Origin of the sequence: Kitasatospora sp. A2-31, from assembly GCF_022288725.1 — a bacterium.
Classification (GTDB): domain Bacteria; phylum Actinomycetota; class Actinomycetes; order Streptomycetales; family Streptomycetaceae; genus Kitasatospora.
In genome coordinates, this window is the sequence record NZ_JAKNTA010000007.1 from 290,774 (window position 1) to 314,030 (window position 23,257).

General features: G+C 70.7%; 23 protein-coding genes. 7 read left to right on the plus strand and 16 right to left on the minus strand.

Annotation, left to right across the window (positions count from 1 at the left end):
• Position 1 precedes the first annotated feature (1 nt).
• From cas3u to MCM47_RS21520, 4 genes are all read right to left on the minus strand, one after another.
• Positions 2 to 3,082: a type I-U CRISPR-associated helicase/endonuclease Cas3 gene (gene cas3u, locus MCM47_RS21505; protein WP_238863277.1), complete on the minus strand. Its 3,081-nt coding sequence runs from the start codon at positions 3,080 to 3,082 to the stop codon at positions 2 to 4.
• On the minus strand, positions 3,079 to 4,545 hold the full coding sequence (gene csb2, locus MCM47_RS21510) for a type I-U CRISPR-associated protein Csb2 (protein ID WP_238863278.1): 1,467 nt from the start codon (positions 4,543 to 4,545) through the stop codon (positions 3,079 to 3,081). The genes cas3u and csb2 overlap by 4 nt, the downstream gene beginning before the upstream one ends.
• 6 nt (positions 4,546 to 4,551) lie before the next feature.
• Complete coding sequence (gene cas7u, locus MCM47_RS21515) at positions 4,552 to 5,748, minus strand: type I-U CRISPR-associated RAMP protein Csb1/Cas7u (RefSeq protein WP_238863279.1); 1,197 nt, start codon at positions 5,746 to 5,748, stop codon at positions 4,552 to 4,554.
• A gap of 807 nt (positions 5,749 to 6,555) precedes the next feature.
• A complete protein-coding gene (locus tag MCM47_RS21520; protein WP_238863280.1) occupies positions 6,556 to 7,182 on the minus strand; it encodes a hypothetical protein in 627 nt (208 codons plus the stop codon).
• A 130-nt stretch (positions 7,183 to 7,312) separates the two neighbouring features.
• On the opposite strand from MCM47_RS21520, the gene MCM47_RS21525 reads away from it, so the two are divergent.
• Positions 7,313 to 8,227, plus strand: coding sequence for a hypothetical protein (locus tag MCM47_RS21525; RefSeq protein WP_238863281.1), 915 nt, complete (start codon positions 7,313 to 7,315; stop codon positions 8,225 to 8,227).
• Between the two features lie 107 nt (positions 8,228 to 8,334).
• Here MCM47_RS21525 and MCM47_RS21530 read toward each other — a convergent pair whose 3' ends face one another.
• The 4 genes from MCM47_RS21530 to MCM47_RS21545 all read right to left on the minus strand — a co-directional run bounded on the left by MCM47_RS21530 (position 8,335) and on the right by MCM47_RS21545 (position 11,980).
• Positions 8,335 to 9,543 (minus strand): hypothetical protein, encoded by a 1,209-nt coding sequence (locus MCM47_RS21530; RefSeq protein WP_238863282.1) that lies wholly within the window; start codon positions 9,541 to 9,543, stop codon positions 8,335 to 8,337.
• 142 nt (positions 9,544 to 9,685) lie between these two features.
• A complete protein-coding gene (locus MCM47_RS43350) occupies positions 9,686 to 10,933 on the minus strand; it encodes a site-specific integrase (RefSeq protein WP_238863283.1) in 1,248 nt (415 codons plus the stop codon).
• Positions 10,930 to 11,199 (minus strand): helix-turn-helix domain-containing protein, encoded by a 270-nt coding sequence (locus MCM47_RS21540; protein WP_238863284.1) that lies wholly within the window; start codon positions 11,197 to 11,199, stop codon positions 10,930 to 10,932. Before MCM47_RS21540 ends, MCM47_RS43350 begins: the two co-directional genes overlap by 4 nt.
• Before the next feature lie 220 nt (positions 11,200 to 11,419).
• The gene (locus MCM47_RS21545) at positions 11,420 to 11,980 is read right to left on the minus strand and encodes a helix-turn-helix transcriptional regulator (protein WP_238863443.1); all 561 of its coding nucleotides are present in this window, start codon (positions 11,978 to 11,980) and stop codon (positions 11,420 to 11,422) included.
• Between MCM47_RS21545 and MCM47_RS21550 the strand changes: the two genes are divergently transcribed.
• From MCM47_RS21550 to MCM47_RS21565, 4 genes are all read left to right on the plus strand, one after another.
• Positions 11,925 to 12,098: a hypothetical protein gene (locus MCM47_RS21550; RefSeq protein ID WP_238863454.1), complete on the plus strand. Its 174-nt coding sequence runs from the start codon at positions 11,925 to 11,927 to the stop codon at positions 12,096 to 12,098. The genes MCM47_RS21545 and MCM47_RS21550 overlap by 56 nt on opposite strands.
• A gap of 58 nt (positions 12,099 to 12,156) precedes the next feature.
• A complete protein-coding gene (locus MCM47_RS21555; RefSeq protein ID WP_238863285.1) occupies positions 12,157 to 12,432 on the plus strand; it encodes an integrase in 276 nt (91 codons plus the stop codon).
• 550 nt (positions 12,433 to 12,982) lie between these two features.
• Positions 12,983 to 13,216, plus strand: a complete 234-nt coding sequence (locus MCM47_RS21560) for a DUF397 domain-containing protein (RefSeq protein WP_238863286.1) — start codon at positions 12,983 to 12,985, stop codon at positions 13,214 to 13,216.
• A gap of 89 nt (positions 13,217 to 13,305) precedes the next feature.
• On the plus strand, positions 13,306 to 14,259 hold the full coding sequence (locus tag MCM47_RS21565) for a helix-turn-helix transcriptional regulator (RefSeq protein WP_238863287.1): 954 nt from the start codon (positions 13,306 to 13,308) through the stop codon (positions 14,257 to 14,259).
• 6 nt (positions 14,260 to 14,265) lie between these two features.
• Here the strand turns inward: MCM47_RS21565 and MCM47_RS21570 are convergent, their stop codons facing one another.
• Entirely contained in the window at positions 14,266 to 15,081 is an 816-nt protein-coding gene (locus MCM47_RS21570; protein ID WP_308222394.1) for an SAM-dependent methyltransferase, read from the minus strand.
• A gap of 216 nt (positions 15,082 to 15,297) precedes the next feature.
• Positions 15,298 to 15,657 carry a hypothetical protein gene (locus tag MCM47_RS21575; protein ID WP_238863288.1) on the minus strand — a complete coding sequence of 120 codons (360 nt, stop codon included), beginning with the start codon at positions 15,655 to 15,657 and terminating at the stop codon, positions 15,298 to 15,300.
• A 747-nt stretch (positions 15,658 to 16,404) separates the two neighbouring features.
• On the opposite strand from MCM47_RS21575, the gene MCM47_RS21580 reads away from it, so the two are divergent.
• Positions 16,405 to 17,781 (plus strand): hypothetical protein, encoded by a 1,377-nt coding sequence (locus MCM47_RS21580; protein WP_238863289.1) that lies wholly within the window; start codon positions 16,405 to 16,407, stop codon positions 17,779 to 17,781.
• Complete coding sequence (locus tag MCM47_RS21585; RefSeq protein ID WP_238863290.1) at positions 17,778 to 18,059, plus strand: hypothetical protein; 282 nt, start codon at positions 17,778 to 17,780, stop codon at positions 18,057 to 18,059. Before MCM47_RS21580 ends, MCM47_RS21585 begins: the two co-directional genes overlap by 4 nt.
• Before the next feature lie 67 nt (positions 18,060 to 18,126).
• On the opposite strand, the gene MCM47_RS21590 is transcribed toward MCM47_RS21585, so the two are convergent.
• From MCM47_RS21590 to MCM47_RS42620, 6 genes are all read right to left on the minus strand, one after another.
• A complete protein-coding gene (locus MCM47_RS21590; protein ID WP_238863291.1) occupies positions 18,127 to 18,429 on the minus strand; it encodes a hypothetical protein in 303 nt (100 codons plus the stop codon).
• A 24-nt stretch (positions 18,430 to 18,453) separates the two neighbouring features.
• A complete protein-coding gene (locus MCM47_RS21595) occupies positions 18,454 to 18,990 on the minus strand; it encodes a protein phosphatase 2C domain-containing protein (RefSeq protein WP_238863292.1) in 537 nt (178 codons plus the stop codon).
• Between the two features lie 37 nt (positions 18,991 to 19,027).
• Positions 19,028 to 19,666, minus strand: coding sequence for a DUF5753 domain-containing protein (locus MCM47_RS21600; RefSeq protein WP_238863293.1), 639 nt, complete (start codon positions 19,664 to 19,666; stop codon positions 19,028 to 19,030).
• Positions 19,667 to 19,758: 92 nt separating this feature from the next.
• A complete protein-coding gene (locus tag MCM47_RS21605; protein WP_238863294.1) occupies positions 19,759 to 20,688 on the minus strand; it encodes an endonuclease/exonuclease/phosphatase family protein in 930 nt (309 codons plus the stop codon).
• Between the two features lie 48 nt (positions 20,689 to 20,736).
• Positions 20,737 to 21,177 carry a nucleotide pyrophosphohydrolase gene (locus MCM47_RS21610; RefSeq protein ID WP_238863295.1) on the minus strand — a complete coding sequence of 147 codons (441 nt, stop codon included), beginning with the start codon at positions 21,175 to 21,177 and terminating at the stop codon, positions 20,737 to 20,739.
• A 57-nt stretch (positions 21,178 to 21,234) separates the two neighbouring features.
• Positions 21,235 to 23,232, minus strand: coding sequence for an ABC transporter ATP-binding protein (locus MCM47_RS42620; protein ID WP_305068004.1), 1,998 nt, complete (start codon positions 23,230 to 23,232; stop codon positions 21,235 to 21,237).
• Positions 23,233 to 23,257 lie beyond the last annotated feature (25 nt).

Below are 23,257 nucleotides of genomic sequence, written 5' to 3' on the forward strand. Positions count from 1 at the left end.
GTCAGTTGCCTTCTTCGGAGCAGGCGATGTCGGCGAGACGCAGGATCGTCTCGAGGAGGGCCAGGCCCCAGAAGCCGTAGCGCTGGTTCAGCGCGTCGAAGCAGTCCGGGCCGTTCCAGTCGGTGCCGATCACGGTGCTGGAGACGGCGATGGTGGTGTCGTCGGGCATGGTGCACTCGACGAGGACGGGCTCGGGGTCGGCGAACGCGGGCAGCATCGGGCGGGCGTAGCCGTGGTGGGCGGTGACGAGGTGGGTAACGAGGTCGTGGTCGATGCCTTGGGCGGCTGCGGGGTCGGTGGCGAGCCATGCCTGTACGGCGGCGGCGCTGAGGGCTTCGTGGCGCAGGTCCTTGGACCAGTTGGCCAGCCGGGCGGCGCGTCGGCGGGCGGTGCGGTCGGCGGGGTCCATGCCGGACTTGGCGAGGGGTTCGGGCAGGGATTCGGCGAGCAGGCGGTCACCGGAGCAGAGCATGCACTGGAACCGCGGGTGGTCCTTTCCGCAGTCGTGGGCCCGGGCCGCCAGCTCGACGGCGTCGACTAGGTCGTCGGGCAGCCCGATGGCCCGGGCGAAGTCGCGGGCGCGTTCGCCCACGGCCTGGTGGTGGTGCTTGAGGGTGACGGTGCGGGTGAGGCTGCTGCTGTCCGGGTCCTCGTCGTCGACGGCGATCCGGTAGCGGTTGGCGTCGATGAGCCGGGGCGGAACGAGGACGATCCGGCCCGGGCCACCGTGGTCGATCAGCACTACCCCGGCCGCTGCCTCCCGTCCGGTGCGCCAGTCGGCGATCTCCAGCAGGGTCTCCAGGCGCCGGCGCAGTACCGGGGTGTGTCGGGCGGGGCCGTCTGCTGGGGTGTCGGTGGGCAGGGCGGCGAGCAGCCGGGTGATCGCGGTACGGATCGCGTCGGTCGTGTTCAAGGCGTCCGGGTCGCTGGGGTCTGCGGTGAGGTCGGTGTGGGCTTGCTTGATGATCGGGGTGAACTGCTCGGGGGTGGCGCCGGTGGTGCTGGCCAGGACGACGGGGTCGAGGCGTAGCGGGGTGCGGGTGTTGTCGGTGGGGTGGTCGCCGAGGTCGGGGACGGGGGTGTCGGGGTTGGCGGTCCAGCCGTAGGCGTCGTGGCCGCCGGCGGTGGTGGGCAGGACGAGGGTGGCTCCGGGCCGAAGGTCCTGGATGAGGCGTGGGGTGGTCCATGTGCCGTCGGTCTCGCGTTGGAGGACGGTGGTGCGCAGGCGGGTGGGTGGGTTGCGGGGTTCGGGCGTGGTGTCGGCGTTGGCGCCTTCGAGGTCGCTGGTGTCGGGGGTCGCGCGGGGTTCGGTGAGGAAGCGGCGCACTGTGGCCAGAGGCAGGGCGAGGGTTTCGGCGGTGTGGACGGGGGTGGCGCGGATGTGCTCGGCGAGGGTCTCGGGGTCGGCGGCGTCGGTGGGGAGGTCGGCGCGCCACAGGAGTTGGACTTCGGGCTGGCTGGTGTCGAGTCCGTGGAGGAAGGGGGCGGGGGATTCGTCGGGGACGGGGATGGGGCTGGTGCGGGCGAAGGCGGCCAGGCGTGTCTGCTCGACCGGGGGGATGTGTTCGCCGGCGCGGGTGAGCGGTGTGGTGTCGGTGCCGTCGAGGAGGTCGGGCAGGGTGGCGGGGTTGAGGACCAGGCCGTCGAGGAGGTGGGGGGTCAGCTCGGCGGGGTCCTGGGTGTCGTACGGCGTGGTGTGCTGGGTGAGCCACTGCCAGGTGTTGGCGGCGGCCGGGCCGTAGACGGGGATGTGGTCGGGGTCTTCGGGGTTGTGGGTGCGTACGAGGATCGCGGGTACGGGGCCGAGTTCACCTCGGCGGTCGAGGCGTCCGAGGCGCTGCAGGGCGGAGGCCCAGTCGCCGCATTCGCTGACCATGGCCCCGAAGGTGCAGTCGATCCCTACTTCGAGGGTCTGGGTGCTGATCACGACGAGGGGGCGTTCGCGGTTGGGGTCGATGCCGGTAAGGAGTTCGGCCAGCGGGCCGGTGACGAGCAGGTCGCGCTCTGCGGGCCGGCAGCGGCCGGTCAGCAGGAGCACGTCCACGTCGGTGCGCCGGGAGAGCGCTTCGTGGGCGGCGCGGGCGTGGGTGATGGTGTTGGCGATCATCGCGACTGCGGGCAGCCGCAGGATGGGCAGGACGGCGTCGAGGCCGGTCTCGGCCGCGAGGGCGAACGCCTCGGCGGGCTTCTTCGACCAGTCGCTGGCGTCCAGCAGTGTCACGTGGCGCTTGGCCGCGATCCGCCGGCCGGCGATCGGGTGGTTGCGGTCCCCGTCACCGATGCCCAGGCGGGGCCGGCCGCTGGTGGTGCTGGTCGCCGACAGACTCACCACCCGAAGCGCCCGTGTCGCCAACTCCCCGCGCATCGCTGTCTGCTGGTAGAGCGCGGTGTCGGCAGCAGTCGCCAGCAGGGCCTTCGACAGGTGGGCCTCGTCCAGGGCGAGCAGGGCGTCGTACCCGGTCAGGGCGGCGTCGATCGGAGCGCGCTGCGGGGAGGTGTGGTAGCCGCGGAAGAGCAGGCGGCTGCCGTACTGGTCCACGGTCGACGTCACCACCAGCGGCTGGGCCGGGCTGCGCACCCAGTTCGACTCCCACCTGGTGCCGCCGCGCATCCGCACCACTTCCAGCGGCGACGCTCCGCCACCGAGGTCGCGCAGCGCGGCGGCGACCTTCGCCCGCACCGAGCCGGCCGGCGCCCCTGCGAGCGCCGCAGCCAGTTCCGTGGTGTGCTGGTGTGCCTGGTCGACTACCAGGCGCCGGTCGACGCAGAAGAACAGCCGTAGCGGCACCGTCCGGTGCTCCCGGCCCGGCCCGCATGCGTGTTCCCAGGCGAGGAGGAAGATCCAGGTGTCGATGAACGTCGTCTTGCCCAGCGCAGTGGGCACGTCGAGGTCGGGCCAGTTCGCGCCGTCGGCCACGGCGTTCAGGTAGGCGCTCTGCCACGGGAAGGGAGCCCAGCCCTCGCACCCGGCGCACACCGCGGTCGCGGCCCCGTCGGGGCAGTGGGTGTGGTGGTGAACCTCCCGGAAGAAGTCCGGGAATTCGGCCGCATCGATCGCCGGCAGCCGTTCGGTGCCCGTCACTGGTCGTCCTCCTCAAAACCGGGCTCCGGGCGGCACAGACCCAGGCCGAAGTTTCGCTTGCTGCCCAGAACCACCGGTCCCGTCACCGGCACCGGGAAGGTCAGACGCACGTGGCAGCTCGGCAGCGGCCGCTCTCCGTCCTTGCGGCGCACCGGGAACCCGTGCACGCCGCGTGCCCCGGGCACGAGCGCGCCGCGCGGGCTGACCTGCACCCGGGTGGGTTCGGGCAGCCCGGCCGAGACGCAACTGGTCGCGACCGAGTCCGCCCACGCGGCTTGCTCGTACTTCTTGGGGAAGCGGTCGAGGACCATCGGCAGCACCGTGGTCCACACAGTCGAGGGCCCCTGCCACGTCCCCGGCTGGATGGTCTGCGGCCACTGGTCGTGGTCGGCGGGACTGACTCGTACGAGGTCCAGCAGTTCCCCGTCCTCGAACCGGATCCAGCGCAAGCCCCCGTCATTTCGAAGGAGGGCCGCGAGTAGTGCCTTGCGGTCCTGCTTCGGGATCTCGCGGGGCAGGGCGATGCCGACTCCGCGGAGCATCCCGTCGGCGTGGCGGTGGCCGGCGAACGGCAGCGCGAGGTAGGCGACCGGTCGCGGGTCGTCCGGGCTGTTCTTGTGGCCGTGGACCGTGGTCATCGCCTCGACGTCGTGGCCCATCGCCTCCAATGTGCCCATCACCGTGCTCCGCAGGCTGCCGGTCAGCTCCAGCGTCCACCGCGGGTCCAGCGCCACGCCCGGGGCGAACGAGAACGTCAGCAAGTCACCGAACGGACCATCCGCTACCGGCCTTTCGGGCCGGTCGGTGTGGTCGGGGTCGAGGTAGTGGTGGGTGACGGACTGGCTCCAGGACGACCGCTGCTCCTCGAAGGCCTCCTCCAGCCAGGCCAGATACCCTCGGTAGGGGATCCGGATCGGCCGCGAGCCTTTCGGGTACTCCCCGGTGGCGGCAGGCCTCCAGCGCCGCCGCCACTCGTCGTCGGCTTCGTCGGGGCCGCACCAGGCGTCCAGCAGCCCGGCCCCGGTCGATCGCCCGAAGTACGGTACTCGTAAGGCCAGTTCCTTCAGTACCGGGGCGAGTTCCTCGCCGGGCTCTGCGGCCCAGCTGAACACCATCCGTGTACCGGACAGCGTCTTCTGTGCCCACCTGCGCGGCACACCGCCGGCGGTACGTCCCGGCAACAGAGTATGGGTCGCGTTGGTCGGGTCCACGATGTTGGTCACCACCCACGCCGCGCGCGGGTGTTCCGCCTCCAGCGGCCTGGCCGGCACCGTGACCACGGGCGGCTCCTGGGCCTCCAGCCAGGTCAGCGCCATCCGGTGCGCGGCGTCGTCGAGGTCGGCGTGCGCGACCAGCGCGCAGAACAGGCGGGCCGGGTGGGGCGGCCACTCGGCCCGCTCGCCGTCCATGGCGGTCGCCTGGTAGAGCGGCTCCAGCAGCTCCACCGAGATGTGGAAAGGCATGACGCTCTACTCGCCTTCCGCCTCGCCGATGCCCTCCAGGCGGAAGGAGCGCTCGATCGCCTGCTGCACCTGAGCGTTCGGCCGCAGCCGCACCGGCTCCTTCGACCACTTGAGGCCCGCCTCCTCGGCCCGCGAGCGCGCGAACTCGAACAGCTCCAGGGCCTGCCCAGCGGTGTCCAGCTCCAGCGGCTCCGTCACCGCCACGCCCTCGCGCCCGCGGCCGACCCACTCGATCCGCTCCGACACCAGCAGCAGGTCGCAGCCCGAGCGCAGCCGCACCGCCGGCGCCGCGAACGCCAGCCGGTCGCCCAGCAGCGCCAGCGCCGCCAGCAGGGCCCTGCCTGCCCGCACGTACTCCTTCGGCGCGTCGCCGAAGCGCAGCGCCCTCAGGCCCGCCATGGCCAGCGTCGCGTTCCGCTCGATCGTCCGGACCGTCACCCCGCCCATGCCCTCGACCGGCGGGATCATGCCGTGCCCGACCGCCGACGCCTTGAGCGTCTTCCCCTTGCCCTTCTTCCCGGTGCCCTCCACCGGCTTCCAGCCGTCGGCGGTCAGCTCCACGTTGCCGCCGGGGAAGTTCCACTTGTCGAAGCGCCCCGCCGCCCTCTTCCCGGACAGCGGATGCAGGCCCACCATCTCGGAGGTGTAGGTGCGCGGCACCTTCAGCTGCACGCGGCGCTTGCGGTGCGAGTCCCAGATGCCGAACAGCAGGTCCGACGGCGCCGACTCCAGGAATGCCCGCACGTCCCCCGTTCCCGTGTCACGCAGCGCACGGCCCGTGTCTGTCTCGTCGAACTTCACACCGGCCTCGTCCAACGCGTCCCGGAAGTAGGCGTCGCGGGAGCGGTGCGGCGCATCCAGGTTCGTCATCCGGAGCGCCCGGCCTTCCGCGGTCACGTGCAGCGCGAGATGCGGTACCACCGCCTCCCCCAGATCGACGGCCTCCAGCAGGGCCGTCTCGCAGCGGTTCGCCTGCGACTGCCGCTGGTCCAGCAGCACCACCTTGACAGCCTCCCCAGCAACCCACCGGTCCTCGAACAGCTGACCCGGCCCGTCGCCCTCCTTCTGCTTGACCTTCACGGTCGGCGGCGCCACCGGCGTCCCCACGCCGGCCACCGGCTCGTACTGGGCCACAACACGGATCGCACCGTCCGCCGACAGCCCGCTCGCCGCCCCGGCCAGCCGTTCGTACAACGCCTTCATGGAACCCTCCTCGGGTACGAACCTCTCGGACAGTCCGCATCGAAGCAGCCCCCACCGACAGTCGTCACTCCTTTGAGTGACAAGCCATCAGAAATGCTTCGGGGGGTGAAAGTTGGACTAAACTGCGCCGAATTTGGTGGCAGATGGCAGCGATCACTTAAGATGTCGAGTTAGCGAGATGACCTGCGCCATCGCGTCGACGCCCTTCTGTGCCGCAGGATCGTACGTGGCGGTGAACTCTTGCCGGCACCGCCGTCACCGGCCATGCCCGCGACGTCGTCCATCGAGAAAGGACGAGGCTGCGGTAGAGCTGAGCAGCCGTGTTGTGCAGGTCGGTGAACCCGGCGGAGGAGAGGACCATGTCCGCTGGCGTGACGTGAAAACTGGCCATCGGACCCCCGGTTGTCCGCCTCCGTTCACGGCAGTAAGGGCCGGTGCCGCCGAGAACAGGTTCGACGGTGTCGGACCGCCCGCAGGACGATCACGGCGCGCCGGGCCCGAGAGCGCGAAGATCCGATCGCAGGCGGCCTGCACCGTAGACGCACCCCCGGTTGCGGCCCGGCACCCTGCCCACACCGAGCCGCGCGGCCCCGTCAGCGGCCATGAACGGTGCAGGCGGGGCCTGTGACTCAAGCCGCCCGCACAGTTCCGCCGTTCGTCGGGCCGAAGGGCTGGGCGGCCTGGACGTGTGGAGCGGGCCGTTGTGAACGCCCGGGGTGTCCGTTCAGTTCGGCGACGGGACGATGCCCTGGGGCATGCCGAAGTCTGCGGTGTGGGCCGGCGGCCGAGGAGCCTGCCGCACTCCTGCTACCAGATCGGACCCCGCGGACGAGGAAGGGCAGCGACGCGCTTCTCTTCAACGATGCGCTGTTGGTCCCGCTGGTGGGCGTCTGCCCGGGCATCCAGGGTGACGGGGCCGCCGAATGTGACGGTCGGCTCTGTGCCAATCGGCGCCAGGGAGTACCTTGCGGGTGGCCGGTTGGATCGTGTTGGTAGGCGCATGCGGGCGACGCCGAACGGGAGTTCGGCGCGAACTGCTCCGTGCCAGCGAATCCATAATGCGGGGTGTCCGCGAAGAGCTTCGTCGCGGAGCTTGTCCACCGCGGTGCTGTCGTCCGTACGATCGATCTCCACGGCAACCGGAGGGCCGTTGTCGCGGAGCAAGCGCAGATCCAGATAGGCCGACCATGGAGGAGACCAGTAGGTGCGGCAGCCCCCATTGCGCTGGCGAGGCGGGTCGATGTAGCGCATCGGGGCCTCCCGCCTCGGTCTCCAGCCAGACGACACCGCCCACTCCGTCACCGCAAGGGTGATGCGCCGGGTTGCCTGCGCACCGGTCAGGTCGGTGAAGGCGAAGCGAGTCTGGGACAGATACGTGTGCAGGGCGGCGGCGAGCATCTCGGACTCGCCAGCTTCCGCTGGTTCGATGGCCACCCGCAGATTCTCGGCGTCCCCACTGACAATCTCGCGCCGAACTCCGGTCTGGCACAACGGGTTTCGTCGGGGCTGTAGGTCGATAGGCGTTTGGTGACGGTGCTGCCGGGGCTCGCCTACGCTCGTCGGTATGAGCACCTTCAAGCCCGGGCCTAAGCTGTGCAAGCTTCTCTATGGCCGGGCGCAGTACTGCGCCTACGAGATGACCTGCCGACAGCCCCTTGTCATGGAGCACCGCGGTCGCCTCAGTCTCAACTCCCAGATCGCCCATATCCGGGCCGAGAACGCAGGCGGACCTCGTCACGTTCGCGGGTACGACGCCGTCAACGGCGAGGAGAACCTCTTGCTGCTGTGCTTCCCCCACCACAAGCAGGTCGACGACCACCCCGACGCGTACACAATTGAGGAGCTACTAGCCTGGAAGAAGGCTCAGATCGCCCAGTTGGTTGGGCGCGATACCCTCGTATTGACCGACGATCAGGTACAGCAGATCGTCGCCGCGCTCGCGACGCCGGTGGCCGGCATCGACCTCCTTGGGATTCTGCTCGACGAGCGGGGCATGACCCAGGTGCCAGTCGAGGCGCTGGCGGGAACTAGGTTCCTGAATCGGCCGGAGCGCGGGCGGTTTCTCGGCGTGCGGGTGACCAATGCCGGCGCCCTGCCCTTCGACGTCGATGCCGTAGGCATCGATTTGGACTTCGGCTGGGAAGCGCCGGGCTCCTACCAGTTTGTGGCGGGTGACCCCGTGGTGTGTCCGCCGAGCAGGCTGCTTCCCCAGGCGAACAGCGTGTGGCTGGCTGACATCCCTACAGTAGGGGTCGGCATTAGGGAGATCATGGTGCAGACGCTGTGCGTGCCAACCCAAGTCCGCGCGTATGCCCACCTTGGCGGCGGCTCCCGCCCGGTCGGACCGTGGCTCTCGGCTGTGAACCTGCCGGTGTGGAATGAGGACATGACCCAGGAGCGTCTGAAGGAGCTTGTGCGGCTGGCGGAAGAACGGCGTCGCGGTGGTGCCTCTGGGCGCCAGCTTGGCGAGCCGGAGTAGGGTCGGGCCCGAAGAACACGGCAGGCGGCCTCCGGCCACCTGCTGACCGGGGGCCTGCCGTTCATCGCCTCCTGTGCGCCGGTCTCGGTTTAGGTGTCTGCCACTACTTAGCGATCTGTCGGATCGCCCAGCTGTACGAGCAGAGTGTCGAGTGGTAGCCCCGTTTCCTCGGTGTCGAGCGACGTGACGGACATGGCGATATCGGTGCCGGAAGCGAGCCGCTCAGCGATCAGTTGCGGGACGAGCAGAGCCACCGTCCCGGCTGGCCAGTTCGCGGCTACCTGGTACATGGCGATGACCCCCGCTTCCCACTGGCTTAGCGGATCCCGGGTGCGGCCGTGGTAGCTGTCGAACGATGTGGGCGGAACAGATACTGCGACCAGCCGGCGGGGCGCCGCCTTGCACGTGGCGACCACGGAGCGGGCCTCCGCGCACCAGGACCTGACCAGCTCGTCGAGCGCCGCGTACGCCTCGTCGCGGCCCTTGCGGCGCCGGCCGAAGGCTTCGTGCAAGACCAGCGACGCGGAGGAGCGGTCGCCCTCAAGCGCCAGCCACGAGCGGCCGGCAGCGTCGGCCCAGCCGGACCAGGCCCTGCCCAGCGCCAGCGCGGCCTGAGCTCCCAGACCTGTGAAGCCTTCCTTCGAAACTAGATCGGATGGTGCCTCAAGTTGGGGAACGGCTGCGGAATCGAGCAAGGCGTCGGGGCGCAACAGCGCGGCGAAGGCGCGCCGCTCGGACTCGATCACGGTTGCGAGCGCGTCCTGGATTGGCTTCGCCCATGCTGCGAGCCAAGGATGGGCCACCACAGCGGAGTTGCTCTCCAGCATGGAACTGTGGAGGTGGCGCCAGTGCCCGTAGTGGCGCTCACGGACGAATCGGGCGTGCTCGTACCGGTCCGACTCCGCCTGGTCGTGCTCGTCCTCCGGGGGATAGTCGCCCTGGGCGAGCGCGGCAGCGGCGTCAGCTTCGTCGGAGGGGGTGAAGTCCACGTCAGGCGAAGTGTCGACACCGGTGTAGGAGGCTGCCCACAGCACGTTCCGAACCGATCTGGTGAAGACGACGAGCGGAGCATCGGACGGCATCTGCCACGAGCAAGTGCCGCACAGCCGCTCCACCGCCTCACCCAGCCCCAACGTCACCGCTTCGACGGAGCGGGAGGAACGGAGCGAGCCGCAGTTCTTCTCCCCGTGGAGCTTCCCGTTCTTGGAGGAGGCCGTGAAGCAGACCAGCGGCACGCTTTCCAAGGGGCCGAGAGGCACGTCGGTATCGAGGACTCTGCCAAGATCTAGACGGTAGTTGTGTGAGCTCAGGGGCATGCTCGCAGGTTAGCGAATCGCGCCGACAGCCTGTCGGAGCGTGTTCTTCCTGCGCCAATGCCAAAGGCTCCGTGGCGGATGGTGGCCGTCTCCAAGTAGGTGGCGAACGGAGACGACCACCAAAGACCTCCAACGGCGTGGGTCAGGAGGTCAGGGCGAGTTGGCGGATCTGCTCGACCTCGACCTTGGGGCCGGGCAGGCCGCGGGTGGCATTGATGTAGGTGGTGAGCTGGGCTCCGGCGCGCTCGATGGAGCGAAGGTCCGGGTGGAGGTAGCGCTGGGTGGTGGTGAGCTGGCCGTGGCCGGCGATGCGCATGAGGACGTGGGGCGGGACGCCGGCGTCGGCGAACCACGTCAGCGCGGTGTGGCGCAGGTCGTGTCGGCGGAGGTACTCGTAGCCGAGCGCGACGACGACATCGTCCCAGTGGGTGGCGTCACGCAGGATCGCGGTGGTGACCCGGCCGCCACGGGGGCCGGTGAACAGCCGGGCATCGGGCCGGTTGGCGACCCTGGATATCCGCCAGGCGATGTTCGGGCGGAGCTCGGGGATGATGGGGGCCAGCCGGGAGCGCTTGCCCTTGGTGCCCTTGTCGATGAGGCCACCGGGGCCCGGTGTGGTCTGCCGGCAGACCCTCCAGATCCAGTTGTCCGTGTCGATGTCGCCAGCGCGGACGCCGGAGACCTCGCCGATGCGGGCACCGGTGCCGCCGGCGAAGCGGACGATGTCGCCCCAGCCCTCGTACTTGCCGAAGGAGGCCTCGACCAGGGCTTCGGCGAGGCGGTCGAGCACGTCCCAGTCGCGCAGGGCCAGGCCGCGCGGTTCGAACTCCTCGTCCTCGGCCTTCTTGATCAGCCTCTGCCAGCCGTGGAGGCGCGCGGGGTTGATCTCGATGATGCCGTCGCGGATCGCCTGCTCCATGACCCGCACCCACACCGCGATGGTGTTCTTCAAAGTGGAGACACTGGCACCGTCGGCGATCCAGGAGTTGAGGGCCCGGTCGGCGATGCCGGCCGAGATGCTGGCCATCTGCAGGTGGCCGACGGTGGGCTTCACCCGCAGGCGCCAGCCCGCCAGGTAGGGGTCGTGGGTCTTGAGTTCGAGGCCGCGCATGGCTAGGTCCATCACGGAATCGCCGTAGTCACCGAGTTCGGTGGTCGCCAGTGCCACGCTCACGCCGCGGCCGTTTGCCTTGGCGATGCGGTCGAGCCACTCCTGGGCCTCGGGCTCGGTGGAGAACCCCATGGAGCGCGAGGGGCGTCGGGTCGGGTCGGTCAGGTCGGTCCAGCGCACGCGTGCACGGTAGGGCGAGGGGCGGTTCGGCCGGTGCTCGATGTCGGTGTAGAGCTTGACGCCGACCGGCGCGTCGATCCGCTCGGGCGCGTTCGTCACGCGGCCACCCCCGGTACGACGCGGCGACCGGTCAGGTAGTCGGCCAAGTCCTGGTGCCGGTAGGAGATCCGGGCGCCGATTCGCACGTAGGCGGGGCCCTGTGACGGCTGCTGGGTGCGCCAGCGGCGAAGCGTCGCCGGACTGACCTTGAGGATCTTCGCGGTCTCCGCCGGGGTGTAGAGGAGGCTGGGTGAGCCCGCGTCCGCGCAGATGCATATCGCTGCGGCTGCGGGTGCCTGCGAGGTGCGGGCGGAGTTCTTGGTCATGGGGTCGGGCAGGGTTGGGGTGTGCGGCATTATGGTGTCGGCCTACTCCGGTCGAAGGCTGGGGAGGTGGGGTCTCCGGGGCGGACGGAAGCTGGCAGGCGGATGCCGTCTCGGAGATCCTGATGGCCGGGGCGGGCCCGGCAGAAGGTTGTTGGTCAGGCTTCCTCGCGATCGATGCGGGCGAGGTCGGCCGGCAGCGGGGGCGGAAGGTACCCGTGCTTCACGAGGCCGCTCCGGTGGGGTCGACGAAGGCGATTTCGGAGGGCAGCGGCGGGGGGAAGGCGCCCAGCTCGCGCAGGCGTCGGCGCTCGCTCAGCACGTCTTCGCGGTCGCGCCGGGCCACGTCCTCGAGCTGCTGGGCGGTCTCGCTGGCGCGCTGGTAGTCGTCCGGCCCGGCGAGCTGGGCGTCCCGCCGACGTTCCACGGCCTGCCCGGTCGACCATACGGCGGTGCGCACCAGGCGGTCGTGGCGGCGCAGAACGTCCAGGACGGCGCCGGGCCCGTCGCCCGCGGCGGAGGTCGGCCGCTCGCCGGTGATCCAGGTGAGGGCCTCGGCCGCCGGGACTTCGACGTCGGGTGCGATGCGGACGCTCTCCTGCTGGTCGAGCGGGGCGATGAGCAGGACCGGCGGCACCTCCAGTGCCCGGGCGAGGACCAGCAGCTCGGCCAGGTTCAACGGGGCGTCCCGCTTCCCCGCCTCCAGTCGGGACACGGATTGGCGGCTGATGGGGAAGCCCAGATCCGTGCACCGCTGGGCGACCGCCCCCGCCGTGAGCTTCAACGCCGCCCTGCGCTTCCTGATGGCGGCACCACTCGTGCTCGCCAGCTGCTCTACCCACTCGCTCTGCTCCATAGGTGAGCACTATTCCATGTCTCCTGCTCGACTGTCGAGCATGTGATACCAATTTTGCAGCCGGGCAACACGCTCGGCGCATCCGCGACCAGCAGGAGGCTCCCGTGGCGTTGACCGCCAGCGACCAGTTCCACCCGGCCATGACCATCGCCGAGCTGATCAACCTGCCTGCTTGCGTCACCCTCGCCACCGCCAACAGGGCCCTCGGTCTCGGCCGCACGGCTGGGTACGGCCTCGCCAAGTCCGGGCAGTACCCGGTGCCGCTCATCCGTGCGGGCAGGGGCTACCGGGTTTCCAGCATCGAGGTCGCCAAGATTCTCGGGCTCACCGTGCCCGATCAGGTCGATGTGCCCGCGAACCTGCGGGCGATCGCGGCGTAGGAGTCGGCGGTCCCCGCCGCAGTCTCGATGTCCGGTGATCGCGTCAGGCTGCCTCGGGCGTGGGGGAGTGGATCCTGCGGGGGAGCCAGGCGCGATCACCTCAGAGGAAGGGCCGGTCGACGGGCGGCGAGAGCGGCGCCTGGGGGTCGGTGGCGCTTGAACCGCAGCGCTGTTTGCGGGGCCACTCGGCGCACGTGCCGTCCGGGCGGTACCCGTTTGTGCCCAGGTGCTCCCTGTGCGTCATCCGCAGCATCGGGGCCCCGGGAGATTCCGCCGCGCCATTCGGCGTGGTGGGTCAGCAGCTGGCGCGTCGCGCAGTCGGCCGGGGTGGAGCGCGGCGAAGTTGCCGGCTGGCGGCGGGGGATCCGACCGGGGCTGGCGTCACCCATTCGGCGGGCCCATTGTTCGAATTTCGGCGGCTACGATTCCAGTGCTCCAGCGGGAGAAATTGCAGAATGAAATTCCATAGGGCCGTGACCTGCGGCGCTGGAGTTCTGGTCTGACTATTCAGACCATCGGAAATGCTCGAACAGGGAGAGGGCTGGTACTCATGGACTACCGGAACGGGATGCCCGCGGAATCGATCGCCGGGGTCTGGGTGAAGAGCCGCGCCAGTGCGCAGGTCGGTCAGTGTGTCGAGCTGGCGGACGCGGGATCGGGGCGGGTGGCGTTCCGCAACTCGACCGACCCGCAGGGGCCAGCGCTGCTGTTCACGCCCGGCGAGTTCGCGGCGTTCCTGTGCGGCGCGAAGGATGGGGATTTCGATCACCTGTTGAAGATCTGATATTGCGGTAGGAATATCAGATGTCGACACGCGGGCCCCCATTCATGGGAAGATGCGACCGATAAGGTGGCTCTTCTGAAGGGGTCCGCGTGTCACGCGATCTCGCCGTATCCGAGGCAAGCAACATCGTGCCGCTCTTCAGGGCGGGCGCCGATCCGGCGCAGAACCCGACGCTGGCGCACGTGCTGGTAGGCGCCCTCCTGCGCGCGCGCCGCTTGGCCGCCGGCCTGAGCCAGACCGAGGCCGCGAAGGGTGTCGGGTTCTCCAACCCCAAACTGAGCCGCTTGGAGCGCGCCGAGATTGTGCCGAAGCGCCGGGACGTCGAGGACCTCGCCGTGCTGTACAAGCTCTCGCCCCGGGACGAGGCAGAGATCATCATGCTCGCCACGATGGCCAAGGAACGGACCTGGTGGGCAAGGGCCGGCGTCCAGGTCCCCCCGTTCATGGCACACCTGGTCGGGCTGGAACCCGCCGCGTCCGCGCTGTGGACCTACGAACTCAAGCTGGTCCCGGGCCTCCTGCAGACGCCCGCGTACACCTACGCCCTGATGGCGGGCGGCAGGCGCAAGGCCGACGCGGCGGTGGTCGAGGAGCGGCTGGCCCTGCGCCGCGGCCGGCAGGACCGGTACTTCGCCGACCTGCCCAGGTCCGTGTTCCTCCTCGACGAGGGCGCTCTCCATCGCTGCATGCGGGGGCCGGGCGTCATGGTCGAGCAGATCGACCACCTGCTCCGGCTCGGTGAGGACTCGCGCATCGAGATCCGGATCGTCCCCTTCAGCAGCGACCCGGCGGTCGCTGGGAACATCGGTTCCCTGACCCGCCTTGCCTTCGCCCCGGGCACTGGCCTGCCCGACCTCATCTACCTGGAGAACGACGAGACCGGCCGCTACTTCGCGAAGGGCGACCAGCCCGAGGAGAAGGAGAAGGACGGCCCGTCGTTCGACCACTACCAGACCACGATGATTATGCTGCTGGCCGAGACCGCCAGCCGGGAGGAGAGTGTGCAGATGCTCCAGGCCGCCCGGCAGCGCCTCGGCGCCTGACCGACATCAGACGCGCGCGACGCCTCCGAACTCGATCACCTCATGGGTCTTCTGCGGCCGGCGCAGTTCGGAGTCCGGGCGCCAGTGGGTGACGTCGCACAAGTAGGGGTCGAGCACGGCCATGCCGTCGAAGTAGGCTCGTACGTCCTCCTTCTGCCGAACCCGTCCCCAGTTGTCCTCGGTTCCGTGCTCCATCAGCTCCGTAATGCCCCGGCGAACCGATTCGTCATCGCTGACGAGCTGGCAGATCACCAGGTAGCTGCCAGGCACCAGGCGGTCGCGCACCCGCCGGATCATCTCCTGCGGTTGCTCGGAGTCCTTGAGACAATGGATGACCGAAACGAACAGGGCCGCGACCGGCTCGGTGAAGTCGATGAACCCGCCGGCGCCAGCCTCGTCGAAGATCTTCCCGGTGTCGGTCATGCTGGCGTCTATGAACCGGGTCCCGGAGTTGACGTCGAGCGACGTACGGCCGTAGGCGATCACGATCGGGTCGTTGTCGACGTACGCGACGCGGGCGTCACCGTGGACCTCCTGGGCCACCTGGTGCACGTTGGGTTCGGTCGGCAGCCCTGATCCGTGGTCGATGAACTGGTGGATGTCGCACTCGGAGGCGAGGTAGCGCACCACGCGCTCCAGGAACCACCTGTTGTTCACTGCCAGATCGCCGATACTCGGCGCCGTGCGGAGGAGTTCCTCGCACGCGAGCCTGTCGGCCTCGAAGTTCAAGGTCCCGCCCAGAAGTCGGTCGTACATGCGCGCCGCGCTCGGGATGGACGTGTCGATGGCATGGCTGGGCCCATGCCCCGTACGGCTGCCCACGGTGCCCCTTCCGTGGTCGAAACAACCCCGGGGGCTCCCGGAGAAGTTGGTGCCCCATCGTAGGCAGGCATGCCGCGCGCCACCATGCCCCCAGCGGGTGAATGGTGGCGCGCGGTGGCGCATCATGGCGAACGGGGTTGCGTCGGTGCAGGTAGCGCGCCCCTCACCCGCGCCAGGGGCACGAGAAAGTGATTTCGCGGCGACCGAACGGCTATCTCAGCCGCGGTCGAGCATGCGAGCTGCCGCACGCAGGTCGGCCCGGACAGCCCACTCCTCCACCCCCATCAGGTGCGCGGCACTCTCCAGTTCGAGGCCGAGCCGGTAGCGCAGCACCGCTGCGTCCGCGGCGGGATCGGGCAGCGAGCGGTGGAGTCGGTCGGTCCTGTCCGCCCGACGGCACCGGTCGGACACCACCTGCCGCAGGAGCACCCAGCAGACAGCCATCGGCTGAGGGCACCGCAGAACGGCGTCCCAGCCGTCCGCGAGATAGTCGAGGGCCTGTTCCACCGCCTCCGCGCACAGGCGCTCGTCCGCCAGCCGCGCCCGCGCGTACTGCCGGTACCGCGGCCCGTACAACTGTACGAATGCCTGGTAGTCGTGCCGGAAGCACCCAGGTCGGCCAGATCCGCCGCCCTGCGATGAACGGCCGGGAACTCCAGCCGAGATGTGCGACCACATGCGTCCGCCCGCCGCTCTCCGATTCCGCTGCCGGAACCGCTGTGCGACCCTCCCCGAAGGGAAGGTCGCACACCGGGTCAGCGAGCGTGGGCCCGCTGCAGACGGACGACTACTCCACCCGCGAGCTGGACCAGCGCGAGCAGCAGGAGCCCCCGCGACGGCGCGACAGGTCCGCTGCCGAGCGCCAGCCATACCGCGAAAGGAACCGCCACCACCCCGCTCAAACGCGCATCCACCTCGATTCGCCCGAACGAGCGTGCAGCGCCATCGGGCCGGAAGATCCTGCTAACTTGGAGCGTCTTGGAGGGCGGCAACTGCCGCCGCCCCCCGCGGAATCGATCGAGCATCGTGCTTCTCTCGGTGTTGATCGGTTGAGGGCCCCGGGAGCGGGGGGCAACCGCCCCCGGGGCTGCGCCGCTTCTGCGGCGACAACATCAACGTACCGGCAGATTTCCCGCCCACCGGCGTTTGGGCTCCGAAGTGAAATTCCTTTTATCCCAGGCGTAGTTCGGTCGCGGAACGGCAATATTCCGCAACCGTTCCGGTAGTCGGCGAAGCCTTCCGATCGAGACCTGGACAGAGCCGGGCCGGTGCGGATCAGTGCATTCCGGTTACCGGGGGGCACGAGCCGGAGCCGCGCGCCCGATGCACGGCACGGGCGCCGGCGGGGTGTCGGAGGCGTTGACTGCTGGCCACCGGGGCCGGGGCGACGACCTCGCCACCCTTGCCCGCCACCGGACGCTGCTGCGCGAAGCCGCTACGGTGCGAGAACACCGCGAGGCAGGAGGGGCAACGCCCCCGCAGCAGAGCCTGGATGACCTGTCGACCGTCGACCTGGAGGAGGTTCTGGATAACGCCGAGAGCCGCCTGGGCTGCACCCTCCAGCGGAAGGCCGGCCACTACTCGGCCCACAACGGCTCCGCCGGGTTCCCCACCGCGGCGGGCACCTGGGTCCGGCTGGCCTGGCGACGGCCCCAGCGGCTGAACCGCCAGCGCTGGACCGGCTTCGAAGCCGCCGCCGCCCTCACCGGCGTTCCCCGGCCCGAATGGTTCGCTGCGGCATTCTGGACCGACCACCGGCACGGTGTGGTCTGGCGCGCCGACGAGATGACGCACATCCCGGCCCGGTCCATCTCCCACCGCGCCGACCTCATCACCGACCCGCACCTGCCCGAGCAGTGGTGGACCGACCTGAGGGCCGCCCTCGACGCGCTCGCCGGCCACACCACCGACCTCCTCTGCATGCCCCAGACCCACCTCACTGCACGGATCCGCGAGATCTACGGCGACACCGTCGACACCACCGTCACCGACTGGGCCTGCGCCCACGGAGACCTCGGCTGGGCCAACCTGTGCGGCCCCGCCCTCGCCGTCCTCGACTGGGAGGACGGGGGCAACGCGCCTGTCGGCCTCGACGCCGCCTGCCTCTGGGCGGCCTCCCTCCCCCAGCCCGCCGTCGCCGAGAAGGTCCTGGATCTCTTCGCCGACGTCCTGACCACCCGCTCCGGACGGCTGTGCCGCCTCCTGCTGTGCGCCAACACCGCCCGCGCCCACAAGCGAACCGGCACCCCGGGGCCGCTCACCGACACCATGGCCCGCACCGCTGACCGACTCCTGACCGAGCCGCGCGCCCACCTCCTCGCCAGGAGGCTGCGCGGCGCGCGCAAGTGGCCGGGCCTGGGCGCCGGAGTGCGGTCGGCAGCCGATTCCCCGGCCGCCGACCCCAGCGCGGGGTTGCCGAATGGGCGGACCGGCGGCGGGAGAAGGTCGGGCATAGTGAGGGCAGGGCTGCCGAGAAGGGGACGAGAGTGGTCAAGAAGAAGAGGCTGTGGTGGAAGGCCGGTGCGCTGGCGGCGCAGGCACCGTCGGCCGGATGGTCGGACGCGCTGTGGCGGGGGGCCGAACTGGTCGAGCCGCGTTGGGAGGACGACGAGGGCCCGAACGACTCGTACGCGGTCCACGGGCTGCAGGCGCTGGCGCTGCTCCTGCTGGCCGCTGCCGACGAGCACGCCGGCCGAGTGAGTGATGTGCCCGAGACGGAGATTCGCGCCACGGCGGGCGATCCGGTACGCGCCGCTGCGGTGGTCGAGGAGTTCGTCGCCGGCCACACAGGCGTTCCTGGGTACGAATGGCTGGCGCCGCTGGCCGAGCCGCTGCTGCGCGAGCACATCCCGTTGCCGGACACGTTCGAGGTCCCCGCCGCGCTGACCGACCGGCGTGGAACCCCGCTTCAGTGGGGCCTGGAGTGGCTGGCATGGGCATTGGACGGCACGGAGGCGCAGGTACCGGCCCGGCCTTGACCGTGATCCGCGGTGGCCTGCCGGACGCGAGCGGTGCTGCTCGCGTCCGGCAGGTGCGTACGCGGGCTCAGCCGGCGGATGTCCCGTCCGCCGTGAGGTCGAGGTGGGCGAGGGCCTTGTCGTCGCTCGGCTTGTAGCGGGGCCAGGTCCGGCCGTGGGCGTCCTGCTCCTCGGCCCGGTGGACGGCGTCGACCAGGGCCTGCGGTCCATCGGCGCGGCAGGAGGCGGCCAGGTCCGTCCACGAGTACAGACCGTAGTCGTCGACCGCGCCGGACACTCCGTCGGTGGCGGCGAGGATCTGGGCGATCTCGGCGCGCGGCCAGGTGGCCGTGATTGCCTGGCGGCCGGCCTCCGGGACGGCCTCGGCCACCCAGTAGCCGCCCGGCCGGTTGATCTATCCCATCTGGGCGTCGCGCAGCTCGACCAGCAGCTGGTGGTGCCGGGTGTCGAAGCCGCTGCCCGCGGCCAGGCGCCGCCGGTACTCGGCGGCCTGCGGCCGGGATTCCACCAGCTCGGCCAGACGGGTGTCCGTGAGCGTTCGCACCGTGCCGTCGCGGCCGATCACCACGACGGGGCTGTCGCCCAGAACGGCTGCCTCGACCGTCGTGTCACCCAGGCGCACGACGGACACCGTCGCGGCGGGCGAGGCCCCCGGTGCCAGGGCATACGTGCGGGTGATCACCGAGATCGCGTCGTGCAGAACGTCGGTCAGCTCCGTTCCCGAGCCCGCGGCGAGGCGGTCGACGATCAGCTTGCCGAGGGTGTCCGCGTACCAGCCGCCGCGAGGGCGGTCGTCGGAGAGCGTGGAGACTCCGTCGAGGACCACGAAGGCGTCGCCGGAGGGCGTGGCCAGGATGCGGTCCTCGCTGGGGCGGTCGTCGCGGCCTGGCCGCTCGCCGGTACGGAGGGACAGGGCAGGGGGCGGTGGCACAGGCAGTGTCCTTCGCAGACTGGAGGAATGGGGGCGGTCAGGTGTTCTGCAGGGCGGTGGTGATGATGGCGCGGGCGTCGTCGGAGTACACGGCGGACTGCTTGAGCCGGTCTAAGGCTCGCTGGAAGATCTGGACGCGGTCGTCGGTGATTGTCTCGCCACCGCGGTAGCCCTCGACCTCGACCCGGGCGCCGTCGAAGATCCCGAAGCCGTCACCCGGGTACACGAGGAGCTGGGCGCGGGCGGGGATGACGCCGAGGGTGAGGCCGGGCAGGTCCATCGCCTCCAGGAGGTGAGCGAGCTGGGGGCGCATCACGGCCGGGCCGCCGATGCCGGTGAGCAGGGCCTGCTCGCCCAGCAGGACGTGGAAAGTGCGTCCGCCCTGGCCGAGGTACTGGGCACGCGCGACGCGTTCGGCGGCTCCGGCGTCGATGTCGCGGGGGATGTCGTGCAGGTCGGCGACCAGCCGCAGGACCTCCCTGGCGTAGTCACGGGTCTGCAGGTTGCCCCAGACGGGGTCGGGGCTGAACCCGTGGTAGTGCCTGGTCTGTTCGACGAGGCGGCGGAACTCGGCCTGGATCGGGCCGGTGCCCTGCCGCAGCAGGCCCGGCCAGTCGGGAGCGGACACGGGAACCGCGTGGGTGTACACGGGGTCGGGGTTGCCCGGGGCGGACATGGTGCCTCCAAGGTGTGCGGATGCGGCCGGGGTCCCGGCAGCAACTGGGGACTGGGACAAGCGCGGCGGAGCGGCTACGGGCCGGCCGTTCGTCAGGTGGGAGCGATCCTGGCGAGGTCGATGTCGACGTGGACGAGCCGGTGGTCGGAGGCCGCCTCACCGGCAGGTGAGACGTGGACGCCGTAGCGGACGAGTGCGGGTGTGACGGGGCGGGTGGCGAGGACCAGGTCGATACGGCGCGCGCCCCACGGATCCGGATCGCCGTCCCCGTCCGCCCAGTACCCGACGGTCGGCTGCCACGGCACACCGAGATGGGCGGCAGCGTCGACTGTGAACCCGCCGCGCAGCAGTGCCTCGGTCGGTCGCCGGTCGGCCACGTTCGTGGAGCCGACCGTTCCCGGGACGCACTGGTACTCCAAGTCATCGTGGTCCTGACCGGTGTAGGGCTCGGCGTCGTAGAAGCCGCCGTCGGGGCCGGTGGCAGCCGAGACGGAGTTGAAGTCCCCGGCGACCAGACCCACCTTCGCGCCGCCGGTGCGCCGCAGAAGCCCTTTCAGCCGAAGTGCCTCAGTGGCACGGAAGTCGGGCCGGAACGGGTCGCCGTGGTACGAGGCGACCAGGAGTGGCTCGCTCGCGCCGATCTCCAGCCGGACGGTTGTCAGAGCGTGCCAGAAGTCGGGCGCCCCGTAGCTCTGGAAGCCGTCCCGGACGGGGGCCACGGCCTCGGGGTTCCACAGGACGGCCGTGAACCAGGGACGGCGGAAGCTTCCGGCCGTCGCGACACCGGCCGTGCCCCCGCGGGGGAGGTCCGCGACCAGGCCGCAGTCGGCGGCAAGACGCCGTACGACCTCGGCTGCCGCGCGGTCCCAGTCCTCGGGGTCGGGTACCTCGTCGACCAGGATCTCCTGGACGGTGAGGATGTCGGGCGCCAGTTCTCGAACCGCGGCGACGCGGGCCCGCCACCTGTGCGTGCCGATCTCGGACGGGCGGGCCTTGTAGAGGTTGAAGTTGGTGATGCGCACGAGGGCCGCTCCACGGTCGGGTTGGTCGTCGATGTTGGCTGCGGCGGTTCACCCGGCCGTACCGGGGGTGATGCGGGGGTCCGGCAGTCCGTGGTCGGTGGGTGAGGGGGTGGCCGGAGGCGGTTCGCCGGAGGTGGCGCCGCTGGACACCGGCTCGGTGGTGGTGCGCTGGGTGCGGATGCGGGCGGCGAGGGTGGCCATGTCGGAGGGGAAGCGGGCTTCGAGGTCGATGCCGGTGGCTTCCGCGATCACGAGAAGGGAGAACATGCAGTCCGACAGCTCGTGGGCGAGGGCCTCTCGGTCGGCCGCCACATCGGTGCGGTGCCCTTCGTGGGCCATGACCAGCTTCGCGAGGTCGCCGACGTCGCCCACGAAGCCGAGGGTGTAGTCGGTGAGGTCCCAGCGCCGTCCGAGCCGTTGGTCGTTGACCTGGTCGTAGGTGTCGCGGACTGCCAAGGCGGCGGCGCGCAGCCGCTCGGGGTCGGGCATCGAGTGCTCCAGAGGGTCGAGGGGCGGGCACCCTGCCGGGTGCCCGCCGGCTGGGGGTCAGGCGGGTTCGGTGGTCGGTTCGTCGGTGCTCTGGTGGGGGAGGGCGCTGGAGTACTGGGCGGCCTGGAGGAGGTAGGAGGCCCGGTACCGGCCGCCGGGGTCGGCCATGAGCTCGGTGTGGGTGCCGTGTTCGGCGAGGCGGCCCTGGTGGAGGACGTAGATGTGATCGGCGTCGGCGGTGGCGGCGAGGCGGTGGGTGATCAGGATGACGGTCAGGCCCTGGTCGGCGAGTTCGCGGATGCGGGCGAAGGCGGCGACCTCGGACTGGGCGTCGAGCGCGGAGGTCGGTTCGTCGGCGATCACCAGGTGGGTGGCGCGGCCTCCGGGCCCCTCGGTGGTGGCGCGGTGGTGGGTGCGGGCCATGCCGACGCGCTGCCACTGCCCGCCGGACAGCTGGACACCGCCCTGGAAGCCGCGGGCAGCGAGGGTGTCCCAGCCGTTGTCCTGGGCCTCGACGATCGGGTGCAGGTCGGCGTAGTCGGCTGCGCGCTTGAGCAGAGCGGGGTCGTTTCCGTGTTCGGGGCGGCCGACGAGCACGTTGGCTCGCAGGGTGAAGGGCCAGCGCTGGAAGTCCTGTTCGAGGACGGCGACGGAGGAGAACAGCTGGTCGCGGTCGGCGTCGGCGGTGTCGGTGCTGTCCCACAGGATGCGGCCGGTGTCCGGGAGGTAGAGGCCGCAGAGGATTTTGGCGAGCGTGGACTTGCCGGAGCCGTTGTCGCCGACCAGGGCCACGACCTGCCCGCGCGGGATCGTGAGGGTGAGGCCGGACAGGGCGGGGATGCTGCGGCCGGGGTAGGTGAAGCCGACGTCCTCCAGGGTGATCACGTCGGGGCGGTGCGGGAGGTCGGTGCCGCCGGTGGGGATGGCGCGGCGCTCGGCCTCGCGCTGGAGGCGCTCCAGGTCGGCGACGAAGAGGGCTTCCTCGTAGAGGCCGTTCGCCGTGCGGACGAGGGAGGTGATGTCGGCGGCTCCGGTGCGGATGCCGACGACCGCAGTGCCGGCGACGGCGAGGGCCATCTGCCCGTCATGGACGAGCCAGCCCAGGACGGCGAACGTCGCGGCGGCGGCCAGCCCGGACATGGCGGAGGCGAGCGCGGAGGTGCCGGCCGCCGCTCGTGCGAGGCGGTTCTGCTCCTGTTCGGACGCCTCGGCCATCGCGGTGTAGTGGCCGAGGATGAACGGGCCGATGGCGTGGACGCGGACCTCGGGCGCGGAGTGCGGCTGCGTGATCAGCTGGGCGAGGATTGCCGCTGCCCGGTGGTGCTGGAGCCAGGCCATCACCGAGCCGTAGCGGCGGCGGGCGGAGCGCACCGCGCCCCAGCCCTTCGGTGCCGCGATCAGCACCAGCATCGGCAGCAGCACCGGGTCGAGGGTGAGCAGGACCCCGCCTGCGGCGACCAGGCCGAGCAGTGCGGTGAGGACGGAGACGCTCTGGCTGATCAGTCGGCGTACCGCCGAGGTGCCGAAACGGGCGGACTCCACCAGCCTGCTGAACTCCGGGTCCTCCAGGGAGGCCAGCTCCACCCTGGCCGCGCGGCCGAGGAAGGCCACGGTGGCCGCCCGCTCCGTTTTGGGCTCCAGCCGGTCCCCGGCCCAGGACGAGGCGATGGCGAGGACCGCGGAGAGAGCGGAGGCGCCGCCGACGGCCAGGGCGGCCGGCAACGCCGCGCGCAGCAGCTGGTCGGCGCTGCCCGGGGCGAACAGGGAGGTGAGCGCGCGGTTGGTGGCGAGTAGTCCGAACGCGGCGGCCAGGGCGCGTCCGATCTCGGCGGCGGCGACGGCCGTCAGCGCCGTGCGGTCGGCCTGCCAGCCCAGACGCAGCGCGGTGCGGAGCAGGCCGGGGATCTGGCGGGCGACCGCGAGGAAGCTGATCCTGAGCATGGTCTGCTCGTGGGAGGCGAAACTGTAGTCGTAGCGCAGCCGGCCCCCGAACAAGAACTGCTCGCTGGCGGAGACACTTTCGTCGGGCTCGGGCTCGGGCGGACGGGTCTTCAAGCGCTCTCCTAAGGGTGGACGGCGG

Excerpts from the sequence above, each read along its gene's own strand:
- csb2 (WP_238863278.1), bottom strand. The coding sequence starts at position 4,545 with ATGCCTTTCCACATCTCGGTGGAGCTGCTGGAGCCGCTCTACCAGGCG.
- cas7u (WP_238863279.1), bottom strand. The coding sequence starts at position 5,748 with ATGAAGGCGTTGTACGAACGGCTGGCCGGGGCGGCGAGCGGGCTGTCG.
- MCM47_RS21525 (WP_238863281.1), top strand. The coding sequence starts at position 7,313 with ATGAGCACCTTCAAGCCCGGGCCTAAGCTGTGCAAGCTTCTCTATGGC.
- MCM47_RS21530 (WP_238863282.1), bottom strand. The coding sequence starts at position 9,543 with ATGCCCCTGAGCTCACACAACTACCGTCTAGATCTTGGCAGAGTCCTC.
- MCM47_RS21540 (WP_238863284.1), bottom strand. The coding sequence starts at position 11,199 with ATGACCAAGAACTCCGCCCGCACCTCGCAGGCACCCGCAGCCGCAGCG.
- MCM47_RS21550 (WP_238863454.1), top strand. The coding sequence starts at position 11,925 with ATGGGGAAGCCCAGATCCGTGCACCGCTGGGCGACCGCCCCCGCCGTG.
- MCM47_RS21560 (WP_238863286.1), top strand. The coding sequence starts at position 12,983 with ATGGACTACCGGAACGGGATGCCCGCGGAATCGATCGCCGGGGTCTGG.
- MCM47_RS21580 (WP_238863289.1), top strand. The coding sequence starts at position 16,405 with ATGCACGGCACGGGCGCCGGCGGGGTGTCGGAGGCGTTGACTGCTGGC.
- MCM47_RS21600 (WP_238863293.1), bottom strand. The coding sequence starts at position 19,666 with ATGTCCGCCCCGGGCAACCCCGACCCCGTGTACACCCACGCGGTTCCC.
- MCM47_RS21610 (WP_238863295.1), bottom strand. The coding sequence starts at position 21,177 with ATGCCCGACCCCGAGCGGCTGCGCGCCGCCGCCTTGGCAGTCCGCGAC.